Here is an 18,800-nt window from a genome sequence, read left to right as displayed (position 1 = left end):
GGCAAATTCCTGCAAAAACCCGCTTGCATGTGACGGCGAATGTCCCTACATCACCCCTCGCCCAATATTCGCACGTGCCTGTGGTCGCGTGCCGGTCGGCGGAAGTCCGGACAAGAGGCCGGAAAGTCGCCAGGAAGATCGGTAGCCGGAGGCGAAACCGGCGCACTCAGCTCTCAGCTGGGAACGTGACTTGAAGCAACGACGTAGCGGGCTTTTTTGGTCTCTGTCGGCCCTCCAAAGGTCGGGAAACTGAAGAGGCACTACTTCTTGCCGGGCGTGCGGTCGGGTTTCCCGTACCAAGCGAAGGCATCGATCGAACGGTCGCGCTCTCCACATGCGCGCCGAACGCATCGCTGCCACGGCTCCACTTCTTCCGGCCAAGCGGCAAAAACCGTGCGGACGGCGAACGGAGGCGCATTCTCGCCACCGACGCGGCACATTGGCGCCGCGCGGGCGAGGGATCGTCTCCACGGGTCGCAGCTTCGGGTCAGTGGGAGAGCGCCATGACCGACCGTATTCGCGAGTTCCTCCGCAATCGACGAGAGGATGGTCCCTGCGTCGTCGTCGATCTCGACGTCGTGCGCGCCAATTACGGCGCCTTCGCCCATGCGTTGCCGGACACCCGTGTCTTCTATGCGGTGAAGGCCAACCCGGCGCCGGAAATCCTTTCCCTGCTCGCCGAGCTGGGCTCCTGCTTCGATTGCGCCTCGGTCGCCGAGATCGAGATGGCGCTCGCCGCCGGCGCCACGCCGGACCGCGTCTCCTATGGCAACACCATCAAGAAGGAGCGCGACATCGCCCGTGCCTTCGAATTGGGCGTGCGCCTGTTCTCGGTCGATTGCCAGGCGGAAGTCGAGAAGGTCGCCCGCGCCGCCGCCGGCGCCAAGGTGTTCTGCCGCATCCTGTGCGACGGCGCCGGCGCCGAATGGCCGCTGTCGCGCAAGTTCGGCTGCGAGCCGGAAATGGCGGTCGACGTGCTGGAGCACGCCCATCGCCTCGGCCTCGAGGCGTATGGCGTCTCGTTCCATGTCGGCTCGCAGCAGAAGAACGTCGAGGCCTGGGACGCCGCTCTCGCGTCCGCCTCGAAGATCTTCGCCGAGTGCGCCGAGCGCGGCTTCACCTTGTCGCTGGTCAATCTCGGCGGCGGCTTCCCGGCTAAGTACCTGCAGGACGTGCCGGCCGCCGAGGCCTATGGCGAGGCGATCTTCCGCGCTTTGTCGCGGCACTTCGGCAACGCCATCCCGCAGACCATCATCGAGCCGGGCCGCGGCATGGTCGGCGCCGCCGGCCTGATCGAAGCCGAGGTGGTGCTGATCTCGAAGAAGGCCGACACCGACACCATGCGCTGGGTCTATCTCGACATCGGCAAGTTCGGCGGCCTCGCCGAGACGATGGACGAGGCGATCCGCTACCCGATCCGCACCGCGCGGGACGGCGAGGCGACCGAGCCCTGCGTGCTGGCCGGCCCGACCTGCGATTCGGCCGACGTGCTCTACGAGAAGACCCCGATCGAGCTGCCGATCTCGCTCGCCATCGGCGACAAGGTGCTGATCGAGGCCACCGGCGCCTACACCACCACCTATTCGGCGGTGGCGTTCAACGGCTTCGACCCGCTGCGCTCATATGTGATCTGAGCCGGGCGCAAGCCGGCTCACCTTCGAAGGCCCGAACCGGAAAACACCTGGTTCGGGACGCTCCCCGCGGCCGCCGCTTCGGCGGTGGCAACGCTGCTGCGCGGCATGCCGGCGCGGCGGAACGGAGCTCTCCGGGCGTCATCCCGGGGCGTCGTGTCGGGCGGTCCTCGCGCCGCCGCAGCGGAACCATCCCGCCGCACCGGGCCTTTCACAATTCCTTTTCACCTCTTTTGCCCGGTGGTCCGGGTGTTGGAGGCCGTCATGGAACGTGCCGTCGCCGATCTCGCCCACGCTGCTCTGGTCCAGTCCGCTCTGGTCAACGCCGCCGCCCCCGCGCCGGTCGATTTCGCCGGTCCCGCGCCGGCGATCTCGCTGGAGCGCGCGGCCGACATTGCCCAGCGCGAGGCGCTGCTCGACCTCGCCTTCGGCCGCGCCGCGCGTCTGGCCAAGACGAGCGAGCGCCTGCGCGAGGGCCGCATGCCGGCGGACGGCCTCGCCTTCGCCGCCCATGGCGCCGATGGCCGGGTGGTCGGCACGCTCAGGATGTGGCACGTCACGGCGGGCCCGGCGCGGCCGGCGCTGCTGCTCGGCCCGCTGGCGGTGCATCCGTGGTTCCGCGACCGCGGCCTCGGCAAGGCGATGATGGTCACCGCCATCAACGAGGCGACCCGCCTCGGCCATGGCGCCATCCTGCTGGTCGGCGACGCGCCTTATTACGCCCGCTTCGGCTTCGAGCGCGGGCTCACCGATGGGTTGTGGCTGCCCGGCGCCTTCGAGCGCGCGCGTTTCCTCGGCCTGGAGCTGCGGTCCGGCGCGCTGAAGGGCGCGCGCGGCCTCGTCAGCCCCACCGGCGATTTCCTCGCCGCCCCCAGCCTCAGCGAGCTGATCGCCCGCGAATCCGTGCCCGCCGCGCTCAAGCGCTCGGCGTGAGGCATGAGCGCCTTCCCCTCGGACTAAGGTCCGACCGGCAGGGAGGCGCTTTCGGTTCGACGGGTTGACGCATGTTCCGACGGCCGGGCCTTCGTGGCGCGGCCGGCGCGGAACATGCTCCGGCGCCGCCCCGGTGCGCAGACCGTTCGCATGCGGTCCCCCGGGGCGGCGTCCGCCGCCTTTCGCCGCGACGTCACGCGCGCGTCATCACCGGCGCGGCAGGCTTGCCCCACCCTGGGCGGCGTCGCTATTGACGTTGCATCCCCGCCCCACCATGGTGCCCCCACCTAAAAGTATTGAGGCCAACAAAGGAGTGTCCCTGAGAATGTCGGTCTGGCCGGTCTATGGAAAAATCGACGGTCCCATCGTGATGATCGGCTTCGGCTCGATCGGGCGTGGTACCCTGCCGCTCCTCGAACGGCATTTCGACTTCGACAAGGACCGTCTCACCGTCATCGATCCGGTCGACGACAACCGCGCCCTCCTCGACGAGCGCGGCATCACCTTTCTGCAGCTGGCGATCACCAAGGAGAACTACCGCGAAATCCTGACGCCGCTGCTGACCACTGGCGGCCGCGGCTTCGTGATCAACCTCTCGGTCGATACCGGCTCGGTCGACATGATGACGCTCGCCCGCGAGCTGGGCGCGCTCTATATCGACACCGTGGTGGAGCCCTGGCTCGGCTTCTATTTCGACAAGAACGCCACCCCGGCGAGCCGCTCCAACTATGCGCTGCGCGAGAGCATGCTGGCCGCCAAGCGCGCCAATCCGGGCGGGCCGACCGCGGTCTCCTGCTGCGGCGCCAATCCGGGCATGGTGTCGTGGTTCGTCAAGCAGGCGCTGGTCGACATCGCCACCGATACCGGTACCGCCTTCGAGGAGCCGACCAGCCGCGAGGGCTGGGCGCGCCTTGCCCAGACGCTCGGCGTCAAGGGCATCCACATCGCCGAGCGCGACACCCAGCGCGCGAGCGCCCCGCGCCCCTTCGGCCACTTCATCAACACCTGGTCGGTGGAGGGCTTCGTCTCCGAGGGCCTGCAGCCGGCCGAGCTCGGCTGGGGCACCCACGAGACCTGGCAGCCGGAGACCGCCCGCTCGCACAATCAGGGCTCGGGCGCGGCGATCTACCTGATGCAGCCCGGCGCCGCCACCAAGGTGCGCACCTGGTGCCCCTCGCTCGGCGCCCAGCATGGCTTCCTCGTCACGCACAACGAATCGATCTCGATCGCCGACTACTTCACCGTGCGCGAAGGCGCTTCGGTCGCCTACCGCCCGACCTGCCACTACGCCTATCACCCCTGCAACGACGCAGTGCTGTCGTGGCACGAGATGTTCGGCAATGAGGGCAAGTTCCAGGGCGAATGGACCATCCTGAGCGAGCACGAGATCGTCGACGGGCGCGACGAGCTCGGCGTGCTGCTGTTCGGCCATGCCAAGAACGCCTACTGGTACGGCTCGCAGCTCACCATCGAGGAAACCCGCGACCTCGCGCCCTACCAGACCGCGACCGGCCTTCAGGTGACCTCCGCCATCCTCGCCGGCATGGTGTGGGCACTGGAGAACCCCGAGGCCGGCATCGTCGAGACCGACGAGATGGACTACAAGCGCTGCCTCGAGATCCAGCGGCCCTATCTCGGCACGCTGAAGGGCTACTACACCGACTGGACGCCGCTGGACGGCCGTCCCGGCCTGTTCCCCGAGGACATCGACGAGAGCGACCCCTGGCAGTTCCGCAACGTGCTGGTGCGGTGAGTCGGACGGACGGCCCGCTCCCGCAGCGCGAATCGTGATCGCCTGAACGCCGCCGGCCGCGCCCGGCGGCGTTTCCGTTCAGCCTTGCGGCTGGCCGATGGTGAGGCACCGCCGCCGCGCCGCCTCCAGCCCGGTCGCCACCGCTTCGGCGAGCGGCGACGCCTTCATGGCGTTGAGCCCGGCCGCGGTGGTGCCGGCATAGTCGATCATCTCCTGCACGAAATCGGCGGCCGGGCGATCGGTGGCGGCCAGCATCCGCCCGGCGGCATGGAACAGCTGCGCCACCGCCCGCCGCGCCACATCCGCTTCGACGCCCTGTCCCTGGGCATAATCCTGCACGCATTGGGCGAAATAGGCGACGAAGCCCGGCACCGGCCCGGTGATCGCGGTAAACACGTCGATCTGGCCCTCGTCCGGCACCTCGTCGGTGCTGCCGCAGGCCGCGAACAGCGCCCGCACCGTGGCGCGGTCCGCCGCCGTCACCCCCGGTGCGGCGAACCACGGCGAATAGGCCATGCCGATCTCGGCCGCCGGATTCGACATGCCGCGCACCACCCGCGCCGACCCGCTGATGCCGCCGAGCTGCGCCGCCGTGACCCCGGCCATCACCGAGACCACCAGCCGGTCCGGTGCACGGATGCGTAGCGCCCGCCCCGCCGCCGGCGGCAGCGCCAGCAGCACGACCGTACAGCGATCCGCCACCTCCTGCGGGTCGGTGGTCCAGGCGATATCGGCGACGTCGGAAAAACCGGCCGCCGGGCCGGAACGGTTGCAGATCAGCAGCGGCGCGGGAGCGAAAGCGCCGGAACGCAGCAGCGCCCGGCCGATCGCTCCGCCCAATTGACCGCAGCCGACCAGCCCCAGCCTTTCGCCGCCCATGCCGTCCCCCGATCCGGCGGCCCCGCCGATCCCGCCGCGATGGAACGCAAAACCTCGCAGGAAATGCCGCCGGAGCATGGCATGTCGGCCTTGGCGTGCCTAGCTAGAGGCCAACCCGGCGCGCATCCGCCCGCCGCGCCACCATCGCAGCCGTCGAGGAGCTCCTGCGTGACCGATCTGTCCACCTTCCCGATCACCGCCCGCTGGCCCGCCAAACATCCCGACCGCCTTCAGCTCTACTCGGTGCCCACCCCCAACGGGGTGAAGGTGTCGATCATGCTGGAGGAAACCGGCCTGCCCTATGAGGCGCACGCCGTCAATATCGGCAAGGACGAGAGCTGGACGCCGGAATTCCTGTCGCTCAACCCCAACGGCAAGATCCCGGCGATCCTCGATCCCGACGGCCCCGGCGGCAAGCCGCTCGCCCTGTTCGAATCCGGCGCCATCCTGCTCTATCTCGCCGAGAAGACCGGCCAGCTGCTGCCCAGGGACCCGGCCGGGCGCTACGAGACCGTGCAGTGGGTGATGTGGCAGATGGGCGGGCTGGGGCCGATGTTCGGCCAGCTCGGCTTCTTCCATAAATTCGCCGGCCGCGAATATGAGGACAAGCGCCCGCGCGACCGCTACGCCAAGGAAAGCGCCCGGCTGATCCGGGTGCTGGAGAGCCGGCTCGAGGGCCGCGACTGGATCATGGGCGACGACTACACCATCGCCGACATCGCCTCGCTCGGCTGGGTGCGCAACCTCATCGGCTTCTACGGCGCCGGCGAACTGGTCGGCTATGACGAGCTGAAGAACGTGCCGGCCTGGCTGGAGCGCGGGCTCGCGCGTCCGGCGGTGCAGCGCGGCATCGAGATCCCGCCGCGCCCGTGAGGCTGCGCCCTTAATCCGCATGCCCTGACAAGGCCCCCGCTCCTCGATGCGACGCGCCGCCGCGCCCGACCCGGCGTGGTGGCAGCGCCGCCGATTTCGCCTATAAGCGGGCGAGAACGACAAGGACCTGCGATGAACCAGACCGTGACGCCGCCGGGCGCGGCCGCCGCGCCGCTGCCCAAGGACCATCCGCCGGTGAAATCCGGCAGGATCGGCGTGCTCATCGTCAATCTCGGCACGCCGGACGGCACCGATTACTGGTCGATGCGGCGCTATCTCGGGGAATTCCTCTCCGACCGCCGGGTGATCGAGGTCAACCGGGTCCTGTGGTGGTTCCTGCTCAACGTCGTCATCCTGTCGAAGCGCCCGCAGGCCAAGGGCAAGGATTACGAGACGATCTGGAACAAGCAGCTGAACGAGGGCCCGCTGCGCACCATCACCCGCGCGCAGTCGGACAAGCTGGCGGCCCGCCTCGGCGGCAAGGACGCCCGCCTGGTCTTCGATTGGGCGATGCGCTACGGCAATCCGTCGGTCGCCTCGCGGCTGGACGCCCTGCAAAAGCAGGGCTGCGACCGCATTCTCCTGGTGCCGCTCTATCCGCAATATGCGGCGGCGACCTCGGCTACCGTCTGCGATGCCGCCTTTGACGCCCTGAAGAAAATGCGCTGGCAGCCGGTGCTGCGCGTCGCGCCCCCATGGCCGGACGAGCCGGCCTATATCGAGGCCATCGCCTCATCCATCGAAAAGTCCCTCGCCGGACTCGACTGGGAGCCGGAGCTGGTGCTCGCCTCCTTCCACGGCATTCCGAAGGAATATTTCGAGAAGGGCGATCCCTATCACTGCTATTGCTACAAGACCGCGCGGCTGGTGCGCGAGCGCCTCGGCTGGCCGGAGGACAAGCTCCGCCTCACCTTCCAGTCGCGCTTCGGCAAGGCGGAATGGCTACAGCCCTATACCGACAAGACGGTGGAGGCGCTGGCCAAATCCGGCGTGAAGCGGCTGGCGGTGATCACGCCCGGCTTCGTCGCCGATTGCCTGGAGACGCTGGAGGAGATCGCCGGCGAGAATGCCGAGATCTTCCATCACAATGGCGGCGAGCAGTTCCACTTCATCCCCTGCCTCAACGACAGCGAGCCGGGGCTGGATGTGCTGGAGGCGGTGATCCGCCGCGAGCTCGCCGGCTGGGCCGATCTGGGGTGAGATTGCACCCGGGCGGCCGAACGCCTCCGGTTCTCGTCATCCCCGGAGCGTAGCGGAGAGCCGGGATCATCAGCCAATGTCGCTGCGCTCCCGCTTCGGCCTTCGGCCGTGCCGGATGACGGGGCATGGCTCCCGGTCTTTCGGCGGGCGCCTATCGCTGCGCTTGGTGACGTCTCTTTCTTTCCTCTCCCCATTGGGGAGAGGTGGCCCGCGCAGCGGGTCGGTGAGGGGCGACACCATTGCGGAGCCGTAGAGCCCCTCGCCCTACCCCTTTCTCCAATGGGGAGAGGGGGCAAAACACAATCACCGTCCTCCTCACGCCGCCGGCGCGGCGCGGGCGAATTGCTGCTCGATGTCGAGCAGCTTCTGCTTGCGCCACAGCCCGCCGCCATAGCCGGTGAGCGCGCCGTCGGCGCCGATCACCCGGTGGCAGGGGATGATCAAGGCGAGCTGGTTGGCGCCGTTCGCCCGCGCCACCGCGCGCACCGCCGCCGGCTGGCCGATGCGGCGGGCGATCTCGCCATAGGAGCGGGTCTCGCCGGGCGGGATCTGCCGCAGCTCCGCCCACACCGCGCGGGTGAAGGCGCTGCCGTGCAAGGCCAGCGGTGTGGCAAATTCCGCCGATTTGCCGGCAAAGAATCGCCCGAGCTCGGCGCGGATCTGCTCGGTCGGCGCATAAGAGCCGATGCCGATCTCGCCCTTGGCCAGCGCGGCGAGCTTGCCGAGTTCGGTCGGCAGCGCCCGGCGATCGATGAATTCGAGCAGATGCAGCTGCGAGGCGCTCGACAAAGAGAGCATGTCGCCGATCGGGGTGGCGATCCAGTCGGCCAGCAGCAGCCCGCGCCCGGTGAGCTCGCCCGGCGCGCGGCCGATCAACCGGGCGAAGGCGGCGCGGAAGGCACTGGCGGATTCGAATCCGGCCTCCTGCTGCGCAGCGATCACCGAGCCGCCCAGCGCCAGCGTCTCGAAACCCTCGCGCAGGCGGCGCTGCCGCGCCATCTCGATGAAGGTCATGCCGAAATGCCGCTTGAAGCTGCGCCGCACCGTGGAGAGGTCGAAGCCTAGGCGCGCCACGTCGCCCTCGCTCCAGCGCCGCTCCGGCCGCTCGTCGAGCGCGGCCAGCAGCGCCGCGATCACCGGGTCGGCCGCGGCGGCCGGTTGCAGCGGATGGCAGCGCTTGCAGGGGCGGAATCCCGCCTCGATGCATTCGCCGATGGTGGCGTGGAAGCTGCAATTGCCGGCCAGTGGCTTGCGGGCCGGGCAGGTCAGCCGGCAGAACACGCCGGTGGTGGCGACGCAGACGAAGGCGCGACCCTCATAGCGGTCGTCGCGGTCGATGAGCGCGCGATAAAGCGTGTCGTGGTCGGGCAGATCGAACAGCATGCGGCGAATCTAGCAGGCTCCACGGATCCTGCCGCCGCAAATCAGGCATCTATTTCGGATTCCACCCCGGCGCGGACGGAGCCGGCCGGTTGCGCGGGCCCGGCTCAATCCGCCGCGAGAATGTGGTTGCGCACCAGCGGGTAGACCTGCGACTGCCAGCGCCGCCCGGAGAACACCCCATAATGGCCGACGCCGGCCTGCATGTGGTGGCGCTTGCGGTGCGGGCGCAGGCTGGAGCACAGATCCTGCGCCGCCACCGTCTGGCCGACGGCGCAGATGTCGTCGCGCTCGCCCTCCACGGTGAGCAGCGCGGTGCGGCGGATGGCGCGCAGATCCACCGTGTCGCCGCGATAGGTCAGCACCCCGCGCGGCAGCTCGTGCTCCTGGAACACGATGCGGATGGTCTCGAGATAGAATTCGGCGGCAAGGTCGAGCACGGCGAAATATTCGTCGTAGAAGTTCTTCGAGGTCGCCGCCTTCTCGTGCTCGCCCATGGCGAGGTTCTCGAACAGCTCGACATGCGCCTTCACATGCCGGTCCATGTTCATCGCCATGAAGGCGCCGACCTGCACGAAGCCGGGATAGACCCGCCGCCCGGCGCCGGGAAAGCCGGCCGGCACGGTGGAGATCAGGTTCTTCTCGAACCAGTCCATCGGCTTGGAGGTGGCGAGTTCGTTGACCTTGGTCGGGTTGACGCGGGTGTCGACCGGCCCGGCCATCAGGGTGATGGAATGCGGCGTCGCCGGATTGTCCTGCTGGCTCATCACCGCGGTGGCCACCAGCACCTGCACGCAGGGCTGGCACACCGCCAGCGCGTGCGCGCCCGGCCCGACGATCTCCAGGAAGCGGATCACGTGCTCGACATAGTCGTCGAAGCCGAACGGCCCGGCGCTGAGCGGCACGTCGCGGGCATTATGCCAGTCGGTGACGTAGACGTCGTTCTCCGGCAGCAGCGTCTTCACCGTGCCGTGCAGCAGGGTGGCGAAATGGCCGGAGAGCGGCGCCACCACCAGCACGCGCGGCTGCGGCTGCTCGACATCCTTCTTGAAATGCAGCAGCGAGCCGAAGGGCAGGCTGGCCGTCACCTCCTCGGTCACCGCCACCTCGCGATTGCCAACCGTCACGGTGTCGATGCCGAAGGCCGGGCGCTGATGGCTGAGGCTGAAGCGCTCGAACATCTCCAGCGCCGCGACCATGTTGCGCATCATCGCCCCGGCACCCGGCCCCGCCGCCGCGAGGCCCGCCAGCGGCGGCCCGGCCATGGCGCTGCCGCCCATGGCGGTCTCGATCATCCGGCGCGACAGCCGCGCCATGGTACGCAACGGGTCGAGCAGGTCGGCCTGGGCCTGATAGGCGGCGTAGATCATGCGCGGCGGGCTCCCGGACGGCACGGCTGACCGGCCCGGTGCGCGGCGGGGCGGAGCGCCGCTGCCCGGTCCATCCCGCACGCTAGAGCAAAGCCGGGCCTGGCACGATACGACGAAGGGTCTTGACGCTGCGGCAGATCGCGCACGTCATTCGCGATGGCACGAAGTGTGATTACATGCAGTCCGCCCAAACCCCGTTGCGTCAACACAGGACCAGCTGACATGCCCGCCCCGGCCGCCCCGAAACGCCGTCCGTCGCGGACATCCGTTCCCTCGCATGCCGAGGCCGCCGCGACGCGGCAAGGCGCGGTCCCCGGCAACGAAACCGCCAAGGCCCCGGCAAAAGCACCCGCCAAAGCACCGGCCGGCAAACCGGCGCCCTCCCGCAAATCAGCCTCGTCCAGCCCCGAATCCACCCAGCGCCCCACTCACCGTCCGAAGACCATCCTCACCATCAGTAGCAAGAACTATTCCTCATGGTCGCTGCGCGGCTTCCTGCTGTGCCGCATGGCCGGGCTGGATTTCGCCGAGGCCCAGCTTTCCGCCGACGATCCCTCGATCCGCGCCGAGCTGCTGCTGCAGGCCTCCTCCTTCTTGGTTCCGCGGCTGGACCATGCCGGGCTGCGCATCTGGGACACCCTCGCCATCGGCGAATATCTGCATGAAATCGCGCCAGAGGCCGGGCTGCTGCCCAAGGATCGGGCCGCGCGGGCGCATTGCCGCTCGATCTGCGGCGAGATGCATTCCGGCTTCGCCAATCTGCGCTCGGCACTGCCGATGAACATCAAGGCGCATCATCCCGGCTTCAAGATATGGACCGGGGCGCAGGCCGACATCGCCCGCATCGTCGCCATCTGGAACGAATGCCTCACCGCGCATGGCGGGCCCTATCTGTTCGGCGCCGCCCCCACCATGGCGGATGCGATGTATGCGCCGGTCTGCTCGCGCTTCACCACCTATGACGTGCCGCTCGACCCGATCAGCGCCGCCTATTGCGCCACCATGCTGGGCTTTCCCGCCATGCAGGAATGGAGCGAGGCGGCGCGGGTGGAGCCGGACGAGATGGAAGAACTCGACGTCGAATTCTGACGCCGGCACCGGATCGCGGCCATTGCGTGGAAATCCGCCACCCATCCCCGTCATCCCCACGATTCAGAGCGTCGCGAAACGTGATGGCGCCGTTGCTTCCGGCTATCGCGGTTCTCCGCTAGTCGGACGTCCTCACGATGGACGATCCCGATGGCGCAGACCGCGTTCAAGCTGTACGACGACACCATGCCCCCGAGCGAATTCGAGAAGATGCTGGCCGGCGAGCTTTACAGCGCCGCCGATCCCGAGATCCAGGCCTGCGCCGCCGCCGCCTTCGCGTGGATGGCGCGCTACAATGCCTCGCTCGGGCTTTCCGAGGCGGCGCGCGGCGATCTGCTGCGCCAGCGGCTCGGCAAGGTGGGCGCCGGCACGGTGGTGCGCCCGCCATTCCATTGCGATTACGGCTTCAACATCCGGCTCGGCGCCGGGGTGTTCCTCAATTTCAACTGCGTGATCCTCGACGTGGTCGAGGTGCGCATCGGCGACGGCACCCAGATCGGGCCCGGCGTGCAGATCCTCACCGCCGACCATCCGCGCGACCCGGACGAACGGCGCGGCGGCCTCGAATTCGGCCGCAAGGTGACGATCGGGCGCAATGCCTGGATCGGCGCCGGGGCGATCATCCTGCCCGGCGTCACCATCGGCGACGACGCGCTGATCGGCGCCGGCGCGGTGGTGACCAAGGACATCCCCGCCGGCGCCAAGGCGGTCGGCAATCCGGCGCGGGTGCGGGACTAGGGCCGACGCCCGCCGAGTTCAGACGACGCAGCGCCCGCGATAGGGCGCCTCGCCCTCAGAGCCCCTGCAATGCCGCCTCCACGCGCGGCCGGACCTCGCCGGCAAGCGGCAGGATCGGCCGCGGCGGCTCGAGCTGGCAGAGGCCGAGCAGTTCCGCGATGACGTACATCACGCGGAAGCTGCCGAACTCCCGGAACAGGTGCCAGAGCGGCTGGAAGGCGGCGTCGAGGCGCCGGACCTCCGCCGCATCCCCGGCCTGGGCGGCGCGTAGCAGTTTCAGCGCCGGCACCGGCAACAGCCCGGCCACCACGCTGTACCAGGCGTCGCCGCCGGCCAGCAGGGCCTCCGCCGCGCCCCAGTCCCCGCTATAGCCGATGGCAAAACCGTCCGGCGTGCGCGCGCGCAGCCGCGCCAGCTCGCCGGCGAAGTCGCCATCGGCGGGCAGCGGCATCTTGATGGCGGCAATGTTCGGCACCAACGCCAGCCGGGCGATCAGATCCTCGCCGAAGATGAATTTGGTGGTGCCGGGATTGTTGTAGATGCACAGCGGCAGCTCGCCGGCTTCGGCAACGGCGGCAATGTGCTGAAACGCCTCCTCCTGGGTCAGCGGCGTATAGGAGACCGGGGCCAGCAGCAGCCCATCGGCTCCGGCCTTGCGGGCGTCGCGGGCGAGAGCCAGCGCCTCGTCGGTTCTGAGCGCGCCGACGCCGACGATGATCGGCATCTGTCCGCCGACGGCCTCCACCGCCGCCCGAACGGCGCGCTGCCGCTCGGCGAGCGCGAGATAGGCATAGCCGCCGGTGCTGCCCAGCAGCCCGAGCGAATCCACCCCCGCCGCCTGGATGCGTTGCAGCAGGCGGCCGAGCAGGTCGGCCTGCACCCGCCCCTCCGCATCGGTCGGGGTGAGCGAAAAACCGGATAGGCCGCGAAACAACTGCACGAGAGGCTCCTCACATCGTTCGACAGGGCGGCAACGGCAGCCATACCGCCGCTGCCGGTCACGCCCCGCTTACCAGCCGGTAGGCGATCATCCACATGGTAACGGCGATCAGCGCCTCCAGCACCCGCCAGGCCGACGGATTGGCGAAAATCGGCCGCAACCCGCCCGCGCCATAGCCGAGCGCGAAGAAGAACAGGAAGGAGCCGCTCGCCGCGCCGGCCGCAAACGACGCCTCGCCCCCGGGGAAGCGGGTCGAGACGGTGCCGAGCAGCATGACGGTATCGAGATAGACATGCGGATTGAGCCAGGTCAGCGCGAGGCAGGTGGCAAGCGTTCGGCGAAAGCTCGACGGGTTCGCCTCGGCGGCGGCCAGCGTTCCGGAGGAGAGCAGGGCGGAGCGGAAGCTCCGGGCGCCATAGAGGATCAGGAATGCCGCGCCGCCATAGCGCATCACCGGATCGAGCCAGGGCAGCAGCGCGGCGATCTGCCGGAAGCTGGTGACGCCCAGCACGATCAGCACGGCATCGGACAGGGCGCAGGCGAGGCAGACGGCGAACACATGCTCGCGGCGCAGTCCCTGGCGCAGGACGAAGGCATTCTGCGCGCCGATGGCGACGATCAGGCTCAGCCCCATCAGCAGGCCTGTTACAAAAACCGAAACATTCATGTCAGGCGCGGCGCTTTCCCGATGAGATGCGCGTGCGATAGCGCGACGATCGGGTTCAGACGAGTTAATCTTGCTGGCCCCAATTAAGCAGAACTGATCCATGCTCGATTATTCCGCGCTCCGCGCCGTCGCGGCGGTGGTCCAGACCGGAAGTTTCGACAGGGCGGCGCGCCAGCTCGGTGTCACCTCTTCCGCCGTCTCGCAGCGGGTGAAGCAGCTGGAGGAGCGTCTGGGCGTGGTGCTGATCGCGCGCGGCAGCCCCTGCACCGCGACCGAGACCGGGGACTGGCTGTGCCGGCACATGGAGACGGTCGGCATGCTCGAAGGCGAATTGCTCGCGCATCTGCCGGCGCTGATCGACCCGGCCGCGACCAGGCAAAGGGTGACGCTGCACATCGCCACCAATGCCGACAGCCTCGGCACATGGTTCGTGGCGGCGATGTCGGCCTTCGCCCGGCACTCGCCCTATCTTCTGAACATCGCCGTCGACGATCAGGATCACACCGCCGACTGGCTGCAGCGCGGGCGGGTGATCGCCGCCGTCACCAGCGTGGAAAAGCCGATCCAGGGCTGCCGCCGGACGTCGCTCGGCGCGCTGCGCTATGTTGCGACGGCGAGCCCCGACTTCATCGCCCGGCATTTTGCCGACGGCGTGACCCCGGAGGCGATCCTCGACGCCCCGGCGCTGACCTTCAACCAGAAGGACGGGCTGCAGGACCGCTGGCTGCGGCAGGCGCTCGGCGTCGATCTCGGCTATCCCACCCATTGGCTGCCATCGACGCAGAGCTTCATCGAGGCCAGCCTGTCCGGCATGGGATGGGGGATGAACCCCATCCAGCTGGTGCGGCCGCATCTGCAATCCGGCCGGCTGGTGGAGCTGATCCCCGATACCGCGCTGGACATTCCCCTCTACTGGCAGATCAACCGCCTGGTCGCCGATCGGCTGGCGGCGCTCACCCGCGAGGTCGTCGTGACGGCGCGGCACCATCTGTCGGCCTGACGCGGCGAGCCACGGCAAGACGACCGGAACCACAAGACGCCGGCGCCCGTTCTCCTCGCAGCCGAGGAGGACAGAGCATGGCCGATCCCGACATCCCGACGCCGCCGGCCCCGGATCTGCCGGAGCCGCCGCGCACCCCGCAGCCCGGCGGGCCGGACATTCCCGTCCCGGCCGACAACCCCGACAGCCCGCCGGCGCCGGTCGAGGATCCCAATCCGCCCGATCCCGGCCCCGATATTCCCCCGCCCGGCCGCGGCGAGCCGGATATCCGCCCCGGCGACATCCCGCAGGAGCTGCCGCCCGACAGCCTGCCGCCGGAGATCGAGCCGCCGCCCGCGATCTGACGCCGGGCGCGGCCGGTGCCCCGCGACGTTGCCCAAAAAGCAAGACGGGAGGCCGTCCCGTTTTCATCGATCAGGCGATCGAGCGGAGGTCGCTCAGTCGGCCTTCTCGTTGGCCTTCTTCAGCGCGGCGCCGAGGATGTCGCCCAGCGAAGCGCCGGAATCCTGCGAGCCGAACTGCGCCACGGCTTCCTTCTCTTCGGCGATCTCGAGCGCCTTGATCGAGACCTGCACCTTGCGCGCCTTGCGGTCGAACAGGGTGACGCGGGCATCGAACTTCTCGCCGACGGCGAAGCGGTCCGGACGCTGGTCGCCGCGGTCGCGGGCCAGTTCCGAGCGCTTCACGAAGGTGGTCATGTCGGAGCCGATGATCTTCACCTCGACGCCGCCATCCTTCACGTCGATGACTTCGCAGGTGACGATCGCGCCCTTCTTCAGCTCGCCGGCATCGGCGAAGGGGTCGCCGGCCAGCTGCTTCACGCCGAGCGAGATGCGCTCCTTGTCGACGTCCACGTCGAGGACGACCGCCTTGATCACGTCGCCCTTCTTGAACTCGTCGATGACCTGCTCGCCCGGACGGTTCCAGTCCAGGTCCGACAGATGCACCATGCCGTCGACGTCGCCGTCGAGGCCGAGGAACAGGCCGAACTCGGTCTTGTTCTTGACCTCGCCTTCCACCACGGCGCCGGCCGGATACTTCTCGGCGAAGGCGTCCCAGGGGTTCTGCAGGGTCTGCTTGAGACCGAGCGAGATGCGGCGCTTGACCGGATCCACCTCGAGGATCGCCACTTCCACTTCCTGCGAAGTGGCGACGATCTTGCCGGGGTGGACGTTCTTCTTGGTCCAGCTCATCTCGGAGACGTGGATGAGGCCCTCGATCCCCGGCTCCAGCTCGACGAACGCGCCGTAGTCGGTGATGTTGGTGACGCGACCCTTGAAGCGGGCCTCCACCGGGTACTTGGCCTCGATGCCCTCCCACGGATCGCCGAGCAGCTGCTTCATGCCGAGCGAGATGCGGTGGGTCTCGTGGTTGATCTTGATGATCTTCACCTTGACCGTCTGGCCGATGTTCAGCACTTCGGTCGGGTGGTTCACGCGGCGCCAGGCGATGTCGGTGACGTGCAGCAGGCCGTCAATGCCGCCGAGGTCGACGAACGCACCGTAATCGGTGATGTTCTTCACCACGCCGTCGATGACTTGACCCTCTTCGAGGTTCTGCACCAGCTCGTGGCGCTGCTCGGCGCGGGTCTCTTCGAGAACCGTGCGGCGCGAGACCACGATGTTGCCGCGGCGACGGTCCATCTTCAGGATCTGGAACGGCTGCGGGTTGTGCATCAGCGGGCCGACGTCGCGGATCGGACGGATGTCGACCTGCGAGCGCGGCAGGAAGGCCACGGCGCCGTCGAGATCGACGGTGAAGCCGCCCTTCACCTGGTTGAAGATCACGCCGGTGACCTTCAGCTGGTCGTTGAAGGCCTTCTCGAGGCGGACCCAGCTCTCTTCGCGGCGCGCCTTGTCGCGCGAGAGGACGGCTTCGCCGAGCGCGTTCTCGACGCGCTCCAGATAGACCTCGACCTCGTCGCCGACCTGGATCTGCTGGTCGCGGCCGGGGCCGGCAAATTCACGCAGCGCCACGCGACCTTCGGTCTTGAGACCGATGTCGATGATGGCGAGGTCCTTTTCGATGGCGACGACGATGCCCTTGACGACCGAGCCTTCGGCGGGCTCGGCGACGGAGAAGCTCTCCTCGAGCATCGCGGCGAAATCGTCGCGGGACGCAAGTGCGGTTTGAGTAGCGGACATAAAAGCTCCTGGTGCCAAAAGCGCCGGTACGGGGTTGAGGGTCTCTCGATGTCCACGGGCACCGGAAGCTGGCATTCCGGCGCAGCCCCGACGTTTCCACGTCAAGGCCCGGCGCATTGGCCGTGGCGATCGAGATCTTCGTCAGAAGGGGCGAGACATTTGCCCTGGCGCGGCATTGAGCGCGCTCGGGTCAGGTCTCTGGACGGGCGTCCGACGCACGGTGAGGGCGGGCGAGCCTCCTGCGCACGACGACACGGTTCCCGCATCGCCGGCCCACCCCGGAACCGCCCGTTGAAGGGACACCCGGATGCGCGTGCATATAGCGCCAAAGAGGTTGGGAGGCAAGGGAGGGAAGGGAGCCTGTCAGACGCGACCCTTGATAGCGCCATTCGAGATGCGGCTCTTAGTTTTGAATGTCGAACGCAATGTTAGCGCTCTCGCTCGAAAGCGAGGATCAATTTGCCCTGCGGCGTCAAGGCGTCCCAAGAGTGGGCGCAATAACTTGACCGCCGAAGTATGAGATTTTGCGGCGCGAAGTTCCTCGAAGCCAATACTTATCTTAAGATGCAATTTGTTCGGCACGCGCTCGCCGCTGGGTGTGTTACACACACCCGTAATAATTTTAGGTTCTTGATCCACAAAATATTTCATTTTATGAGATTTCAATCCATACTTTGATATAATTTTGTGAATCTCGTAAAGATTAAATCTATTTGCATTGGATCCACTAAAAGTCATGTCATCCACGTAACAACTCATCTTAAGTCCAGCACTCTCAGCGAATCGCGATATTTCATCGAACATCGGCTTGAATGCGTAGTAAGCGATTATTGGGCTTGCGCTGCTTCCGGTGGGAAGCCGTTGGTCAAACGTAATCAGATCAGCAAGAAGACCAGATACATCTTTCCGACATTTCATGACAATTTTAAAGAATGTGAAAACACGAAAACGAGGCACGGACGGAAAAAATTTCTTCACATCTATCTTAATAATAGAAATACCGTGACCATGCTCTCTAGCATTTGTCAGATAAGATTTACCTTTTACGGCAGAATGCAGATATTCAGGCACAACAACTCTTGATAAGAGTCGATGTATGCGGGCGTGTATTTGTTGAAGCTCTCGCTTGGGTTCCTGAACAGGTCGCTCTTTAGTACCTTGGCGTATGCTGAATAGCCTATAATTGCCAGCGTCGGCAGAGAGTCGTTCCAAATCTGAGACAGAAATTTTTTGCCTGTCTGTAGACAGACGGCGCGCCAAATCTTCCTTCGACGCGACGGCGAAGAGCCAGCAATCTTCAATTCTCAAAGAAGCCTTATTTTTAGGTGCCATTAGGCTGCATCCGTCGAATCATTCACCCTTGTGGTCTCCTCCAGCCACTCCAGCATTCGAAGCACCTTAGTTGCGGCATATACTCTGGAACGTTCTCCTAGATCGTTAGACTCAGTTTGTTCGGCAAAAATCAACAACGATGAAAGAGGAATTGAAAAATACGCTGCATATCGTTCGAGAACGTCGACACTAGGTCTCTTTCCACCATCTTTCTCAATTTCAGAAATAAACGATCTCGACAAACCTATACCGTTAGCCAAATCGACCTGCGAAAGCCGATGGTATTGCCGAATTAGTTTTAGTGCTCGATGATACATCGGCTTGCGTGATTTTCCTTAGAGGGGAAATGACTTAGAGGTCTCCGACCAACTGCTTCAAGGCCTTTGCGATCCTCGTCATCAAAAGAACGATCTGGAGCGCAGCAATGAACGTCTTTCTATTCACGAATTTGCGGCCGAAGCCTCGCATCCGCTTCCAGAAACCGGCATACTTCCGTTCGTCGCTCGGGGGATCAGTCGTTGTCGACATGATCTTTTCCTTTCTCACCGACTAATCTGACCGGAAAATTCCGGCTTCTGACAGCGGTGCCTTTGAGAAAGGACATCTCGAACGGAAGGACCTCTAAGTGCCCCAGCGCGTCTCGAGCCTTTCGAGACGCGCCTATCGCGGCGGTCGGGCGCGGGCACGGCGAACCATGCAGCAGCGGCTGACCCCCGAGAATGGAGGGTTCTTGCGAACCCCTAGGATGGACTGTCGTCCATCCGGTGGAGAGGCATGAATGTCCAACCAAGCGCGAGTGTATCAAGCGCGATTCGCTTAGGTCGGATCGACATTCATTTGAGCCAGATCATGGCGCCAGCGAGATGAACGA

General features: G+C 66.6%; 17 protein-coding genes. 9 read left to right on the top strand and 8 right to left on the bottom strand.

Features of this window, described 5'->3' with window-relative positions; translation table 11 throughout:
• Nucleotides 1–503: 503 nt before the first annotated feature.
• From KHC24_RS23480 to KHC24_RS23470, 3 genes are all read left to right on the top strand, one after another.
• Nucleotides 504–1,634 (top strand): type III PLP-dependent enzyme, encoded by a 1,131-nt coding sequence (locus KHC24_RS23480; RefSeq protein ID WP_213366623.1) that lies wholly within the window; start codon nt 504–506, stop codon nt 1,632–1,634.
• A 261-nt stretch (nt 1,635–1,895) separates the two neighbouring features.
• Nucleotides 1,896–2,564, top strand: coding sequence for a GNAT family N-acetyltransferase (locus KHC24_RS23475; protein ID WP_213366621.1), 669 nt, complete (start codon nt 1,896–1,898; stop codon nt 2,562–2,564).
• A 325-nt stretch (nt 2,565–2,889) separates the two neighbouring features.
• Nucleotides 2,890–4,317: a homospermidine synthase gene (locus KHC24_RS23470; protein ID WP_213366619.1), complete on the top strand. Its 1,428-nt coding sequence runs from the start codon at nt 2,890–2,892 to the stop codon at nt 4,315–4,317.
• A gap of 78 nt (nt 4,318–4,395) precedes the next feature.
• Here KHC24_RS23470 and KHC24_RS23465 read toward each other — a convergent pair whose 3' ends face one another.
• Entirely contained in the window at nt 4,396–5,196 is an 801-nt protein-coding gene (locus KHC24_RS23465; protein ID WP_213366617.1) for a pyrroline-5-carboxylate reductase family protein, read from the bottom strand.
• A gap of 168 nt (nt 5,197–5,364) precedes the next feature.
• Between KHC24_RS23465 and KHC24_RS23460 the strand changes: the two genes are divergently transcribed.
• Together KHC24_RS23460 and hemH are read left to right on the top strand one after the other, a co-directional pair.
• Nucleotides 5,365–6,069, top strand: coding sequence for a glutathione S-transferase N-terminal domain-containing protein (locus tag KHC24_RS23460; protein ID WP_213366615.1), 705 nt, complete (start codon nt 5,365–5,367; stop codon nt 6,067–6,069).
• A 132-nt stretch (nt 6,070–6,201) separates the two neighbouring features.
• On the top strand, nt 6,202–7,269 hold the full coding sequence (gene hemH, locus KHC24_RS23455; RefSeq protein ID WP_213366613.1) for a ferrochelatase: 1,068 nt from the start codon (nt 6,202–6,204) through the stop codon (nt 7,267–7,269).
• Nucleotides 7,270–7,584: 315 nt separating this feature from the next.
• On the opposite strand, the gene KHC24_RS23450 is transcribed toward hemH, so the two are convergent.
• The gene (locus tag KHC24_RS23450) at nt 7,585–8,652 is read right to left on the bottom strand and encodes a bifunctional transcriptional activator/DNA repair enzyme AdaA (RefSeq protein WP_213366611.1); all 1,068 of its coding nucleotides are present in this window, start codon (nt 8,650–8,652) and stop codon (nt 7,585–7,587) included.
• Between the two features lie 104 nt (nt 8,653–8,756).
• Entirely contained in the window at nt 8,757–10,019 is a 1,263-nt protein-coding gene (locus KHC24_RS23445; RefSeq protein WP_213366609.1) for a polyhydroxyalkanoate depolymerase, read from the bottom strand.
• Nucleotides 10,020–10,463: 444 nt separating this feature from the next.
• Between KHC24_RS23445 and KHC24_RS23440 the strand changes: the two genes are divergently transcribed.
• Together KHC24_RS23440 and KHC24_RS23435 are read left to right on the top strand one after the other, a co-directional pair.
• Nucleotides 10,464–11,108, top strand: coding sequence for a glutathione S-transferase (locus tag KHC24_RS23440; protein ID WP_271180541.1), 645 nt, complete (start codon nt 10,464–10,466; stop codon nt 11,106–11,108).
• A gap of 186 nt (nt 11,109–11,294) precedes the next feature.
• Nucleotides 11,295–11,846, top strand: a complete 552-nt coding sequence (locus KHC24_RS23435) for a sugar O-acetyltransferase (RefSeq protein WP_213367088.1) — start codon at nt 11,295–11,297, stop codon at nt 11,844–11,846.
• 55 nt (nt 11,847–11,901) lie between these two features.
• Here the strand turns inward: KHC24_RS23435 and KHC24_RS23430 are convergent, their stop codons facing one another.
• Both KHC24_RS23430 and KHC24_RS23425 read right to left on the bottom strand, forming a co-directional pair.
• Nucleotides 11,902–12,786: a dihydrodipicolinate synthase family protein gene (locus KHC24_RS23430; RefSeq protein ID WP_213366607.1), complete on the bottom strand. Its 885-nt coding sequence runs from the start codon at nt 12,784–12,786 to the stop codon at nt 11,902–11,904.
• A gap of 58 nt (nt 12,787–12,844) precedes the next feature.
• Nucleotides 12,845–13,453, bottom strand: coding sequence for a LysE/ArgO family amino acid transporter (locus KHC24_RS23425; protein ID WP_213366605.1), 609 nt, complete (start codon nt 13,451–13,453; stop codon nt 12,845–12,847).
• Nucleotides 13,454–13,553: 100 nt separating this feature from the next.
• On the opposite strand from KHC24_RS23425, the gene KHC24_RS23420 reads away from it, so the two are divergent.
• Together KHC24_RS23420 and KHC24_RS23415 are read left to right on the top strand one after the other, a co-directional pair.
• Nucleotides 13,554–14,453 (top strand): LysR family transcriptional regulator ArgP, encoded by a 900-nt coding sequence (locus tag KHC24_RS23420; protein ID WP_213366603.1) that lies wholly within the window; start codon nt 13,554–13,556, stop codon nt 14,451–14,453.
• Between the two features lie 77 nt (nt 14,454–14,530).
• Nucleotides 14,531–14,797: a hypothetical protein gene (locus tag KHC24_RS23415; protein WP_213366601.1), complete on the top strand. Its 267-nt coding sequence runs from the start codon at nt 14,531–14,533 to the stop codon at nt 14,795–14,797.
• 93 nt (nt 14,798–14,890) lie between these two features.
• On the opposite strand, the gene rpsA is transcribed toward KHC24_RS23415, so the two are convergent.
• From rpsA to KHC24_RS25695, 3 genes are all read right to left on the bottom strand, one after another.
• On the bottom strand, nt 14,891–16,597 hold the full coding sequence (rpsA, locus tag KHC24_RS23410; RefSeq protein WP_213366599.1) for a 30S ribosomal protein S1: 1,707 nt from the start codon (nt 16,595–16,597) through the stop codon (nt 14,891–14,893).
• Nucleotides 16,598–16,960: 363 nt separating this feature from the next.
• Nucleotides 16,961–17,929, bottom strand: a complete 969-nt coding sequence (locus KHC24_RS23405; RefSeq protein ID WP_213366597.1) for a reverse transcriptase family protein — start codon at nt 17,927–17,929, stop codon at nt 16,961–16,963.
• A complete protein-coding gene (locus KHC24_RS25695; protein ID WP_213366596.1) occupies nt 17,929–18,246 on the bottom strand; it encodes a helix-turn-helix domain-containing protein in 318 nt (105 codons plus the stop codon). Before KHC24_RS25695 ends, KHC24_RS23405 begins: the two co-directional genes overlap by 1 nt.
• Between the last annotated feature and the right edge of the window lie 554 nt (nt 18,247–18,800).

The organism is Ancylobacter defluvii, from assembly GCF_018390605.1.
Lineage (GTDB): Bacteria > Pseudomonadota > Alphaproteobacteria > Rhizobiales > Xanthobacteraceae > Ancylobacter > Ancylobacter defluvii.
The sequence above is the reverse complement of the archived record's forward strand: the minus strand, read 5'-3'. Positions and strand labels throughout refer to the sequence as shown.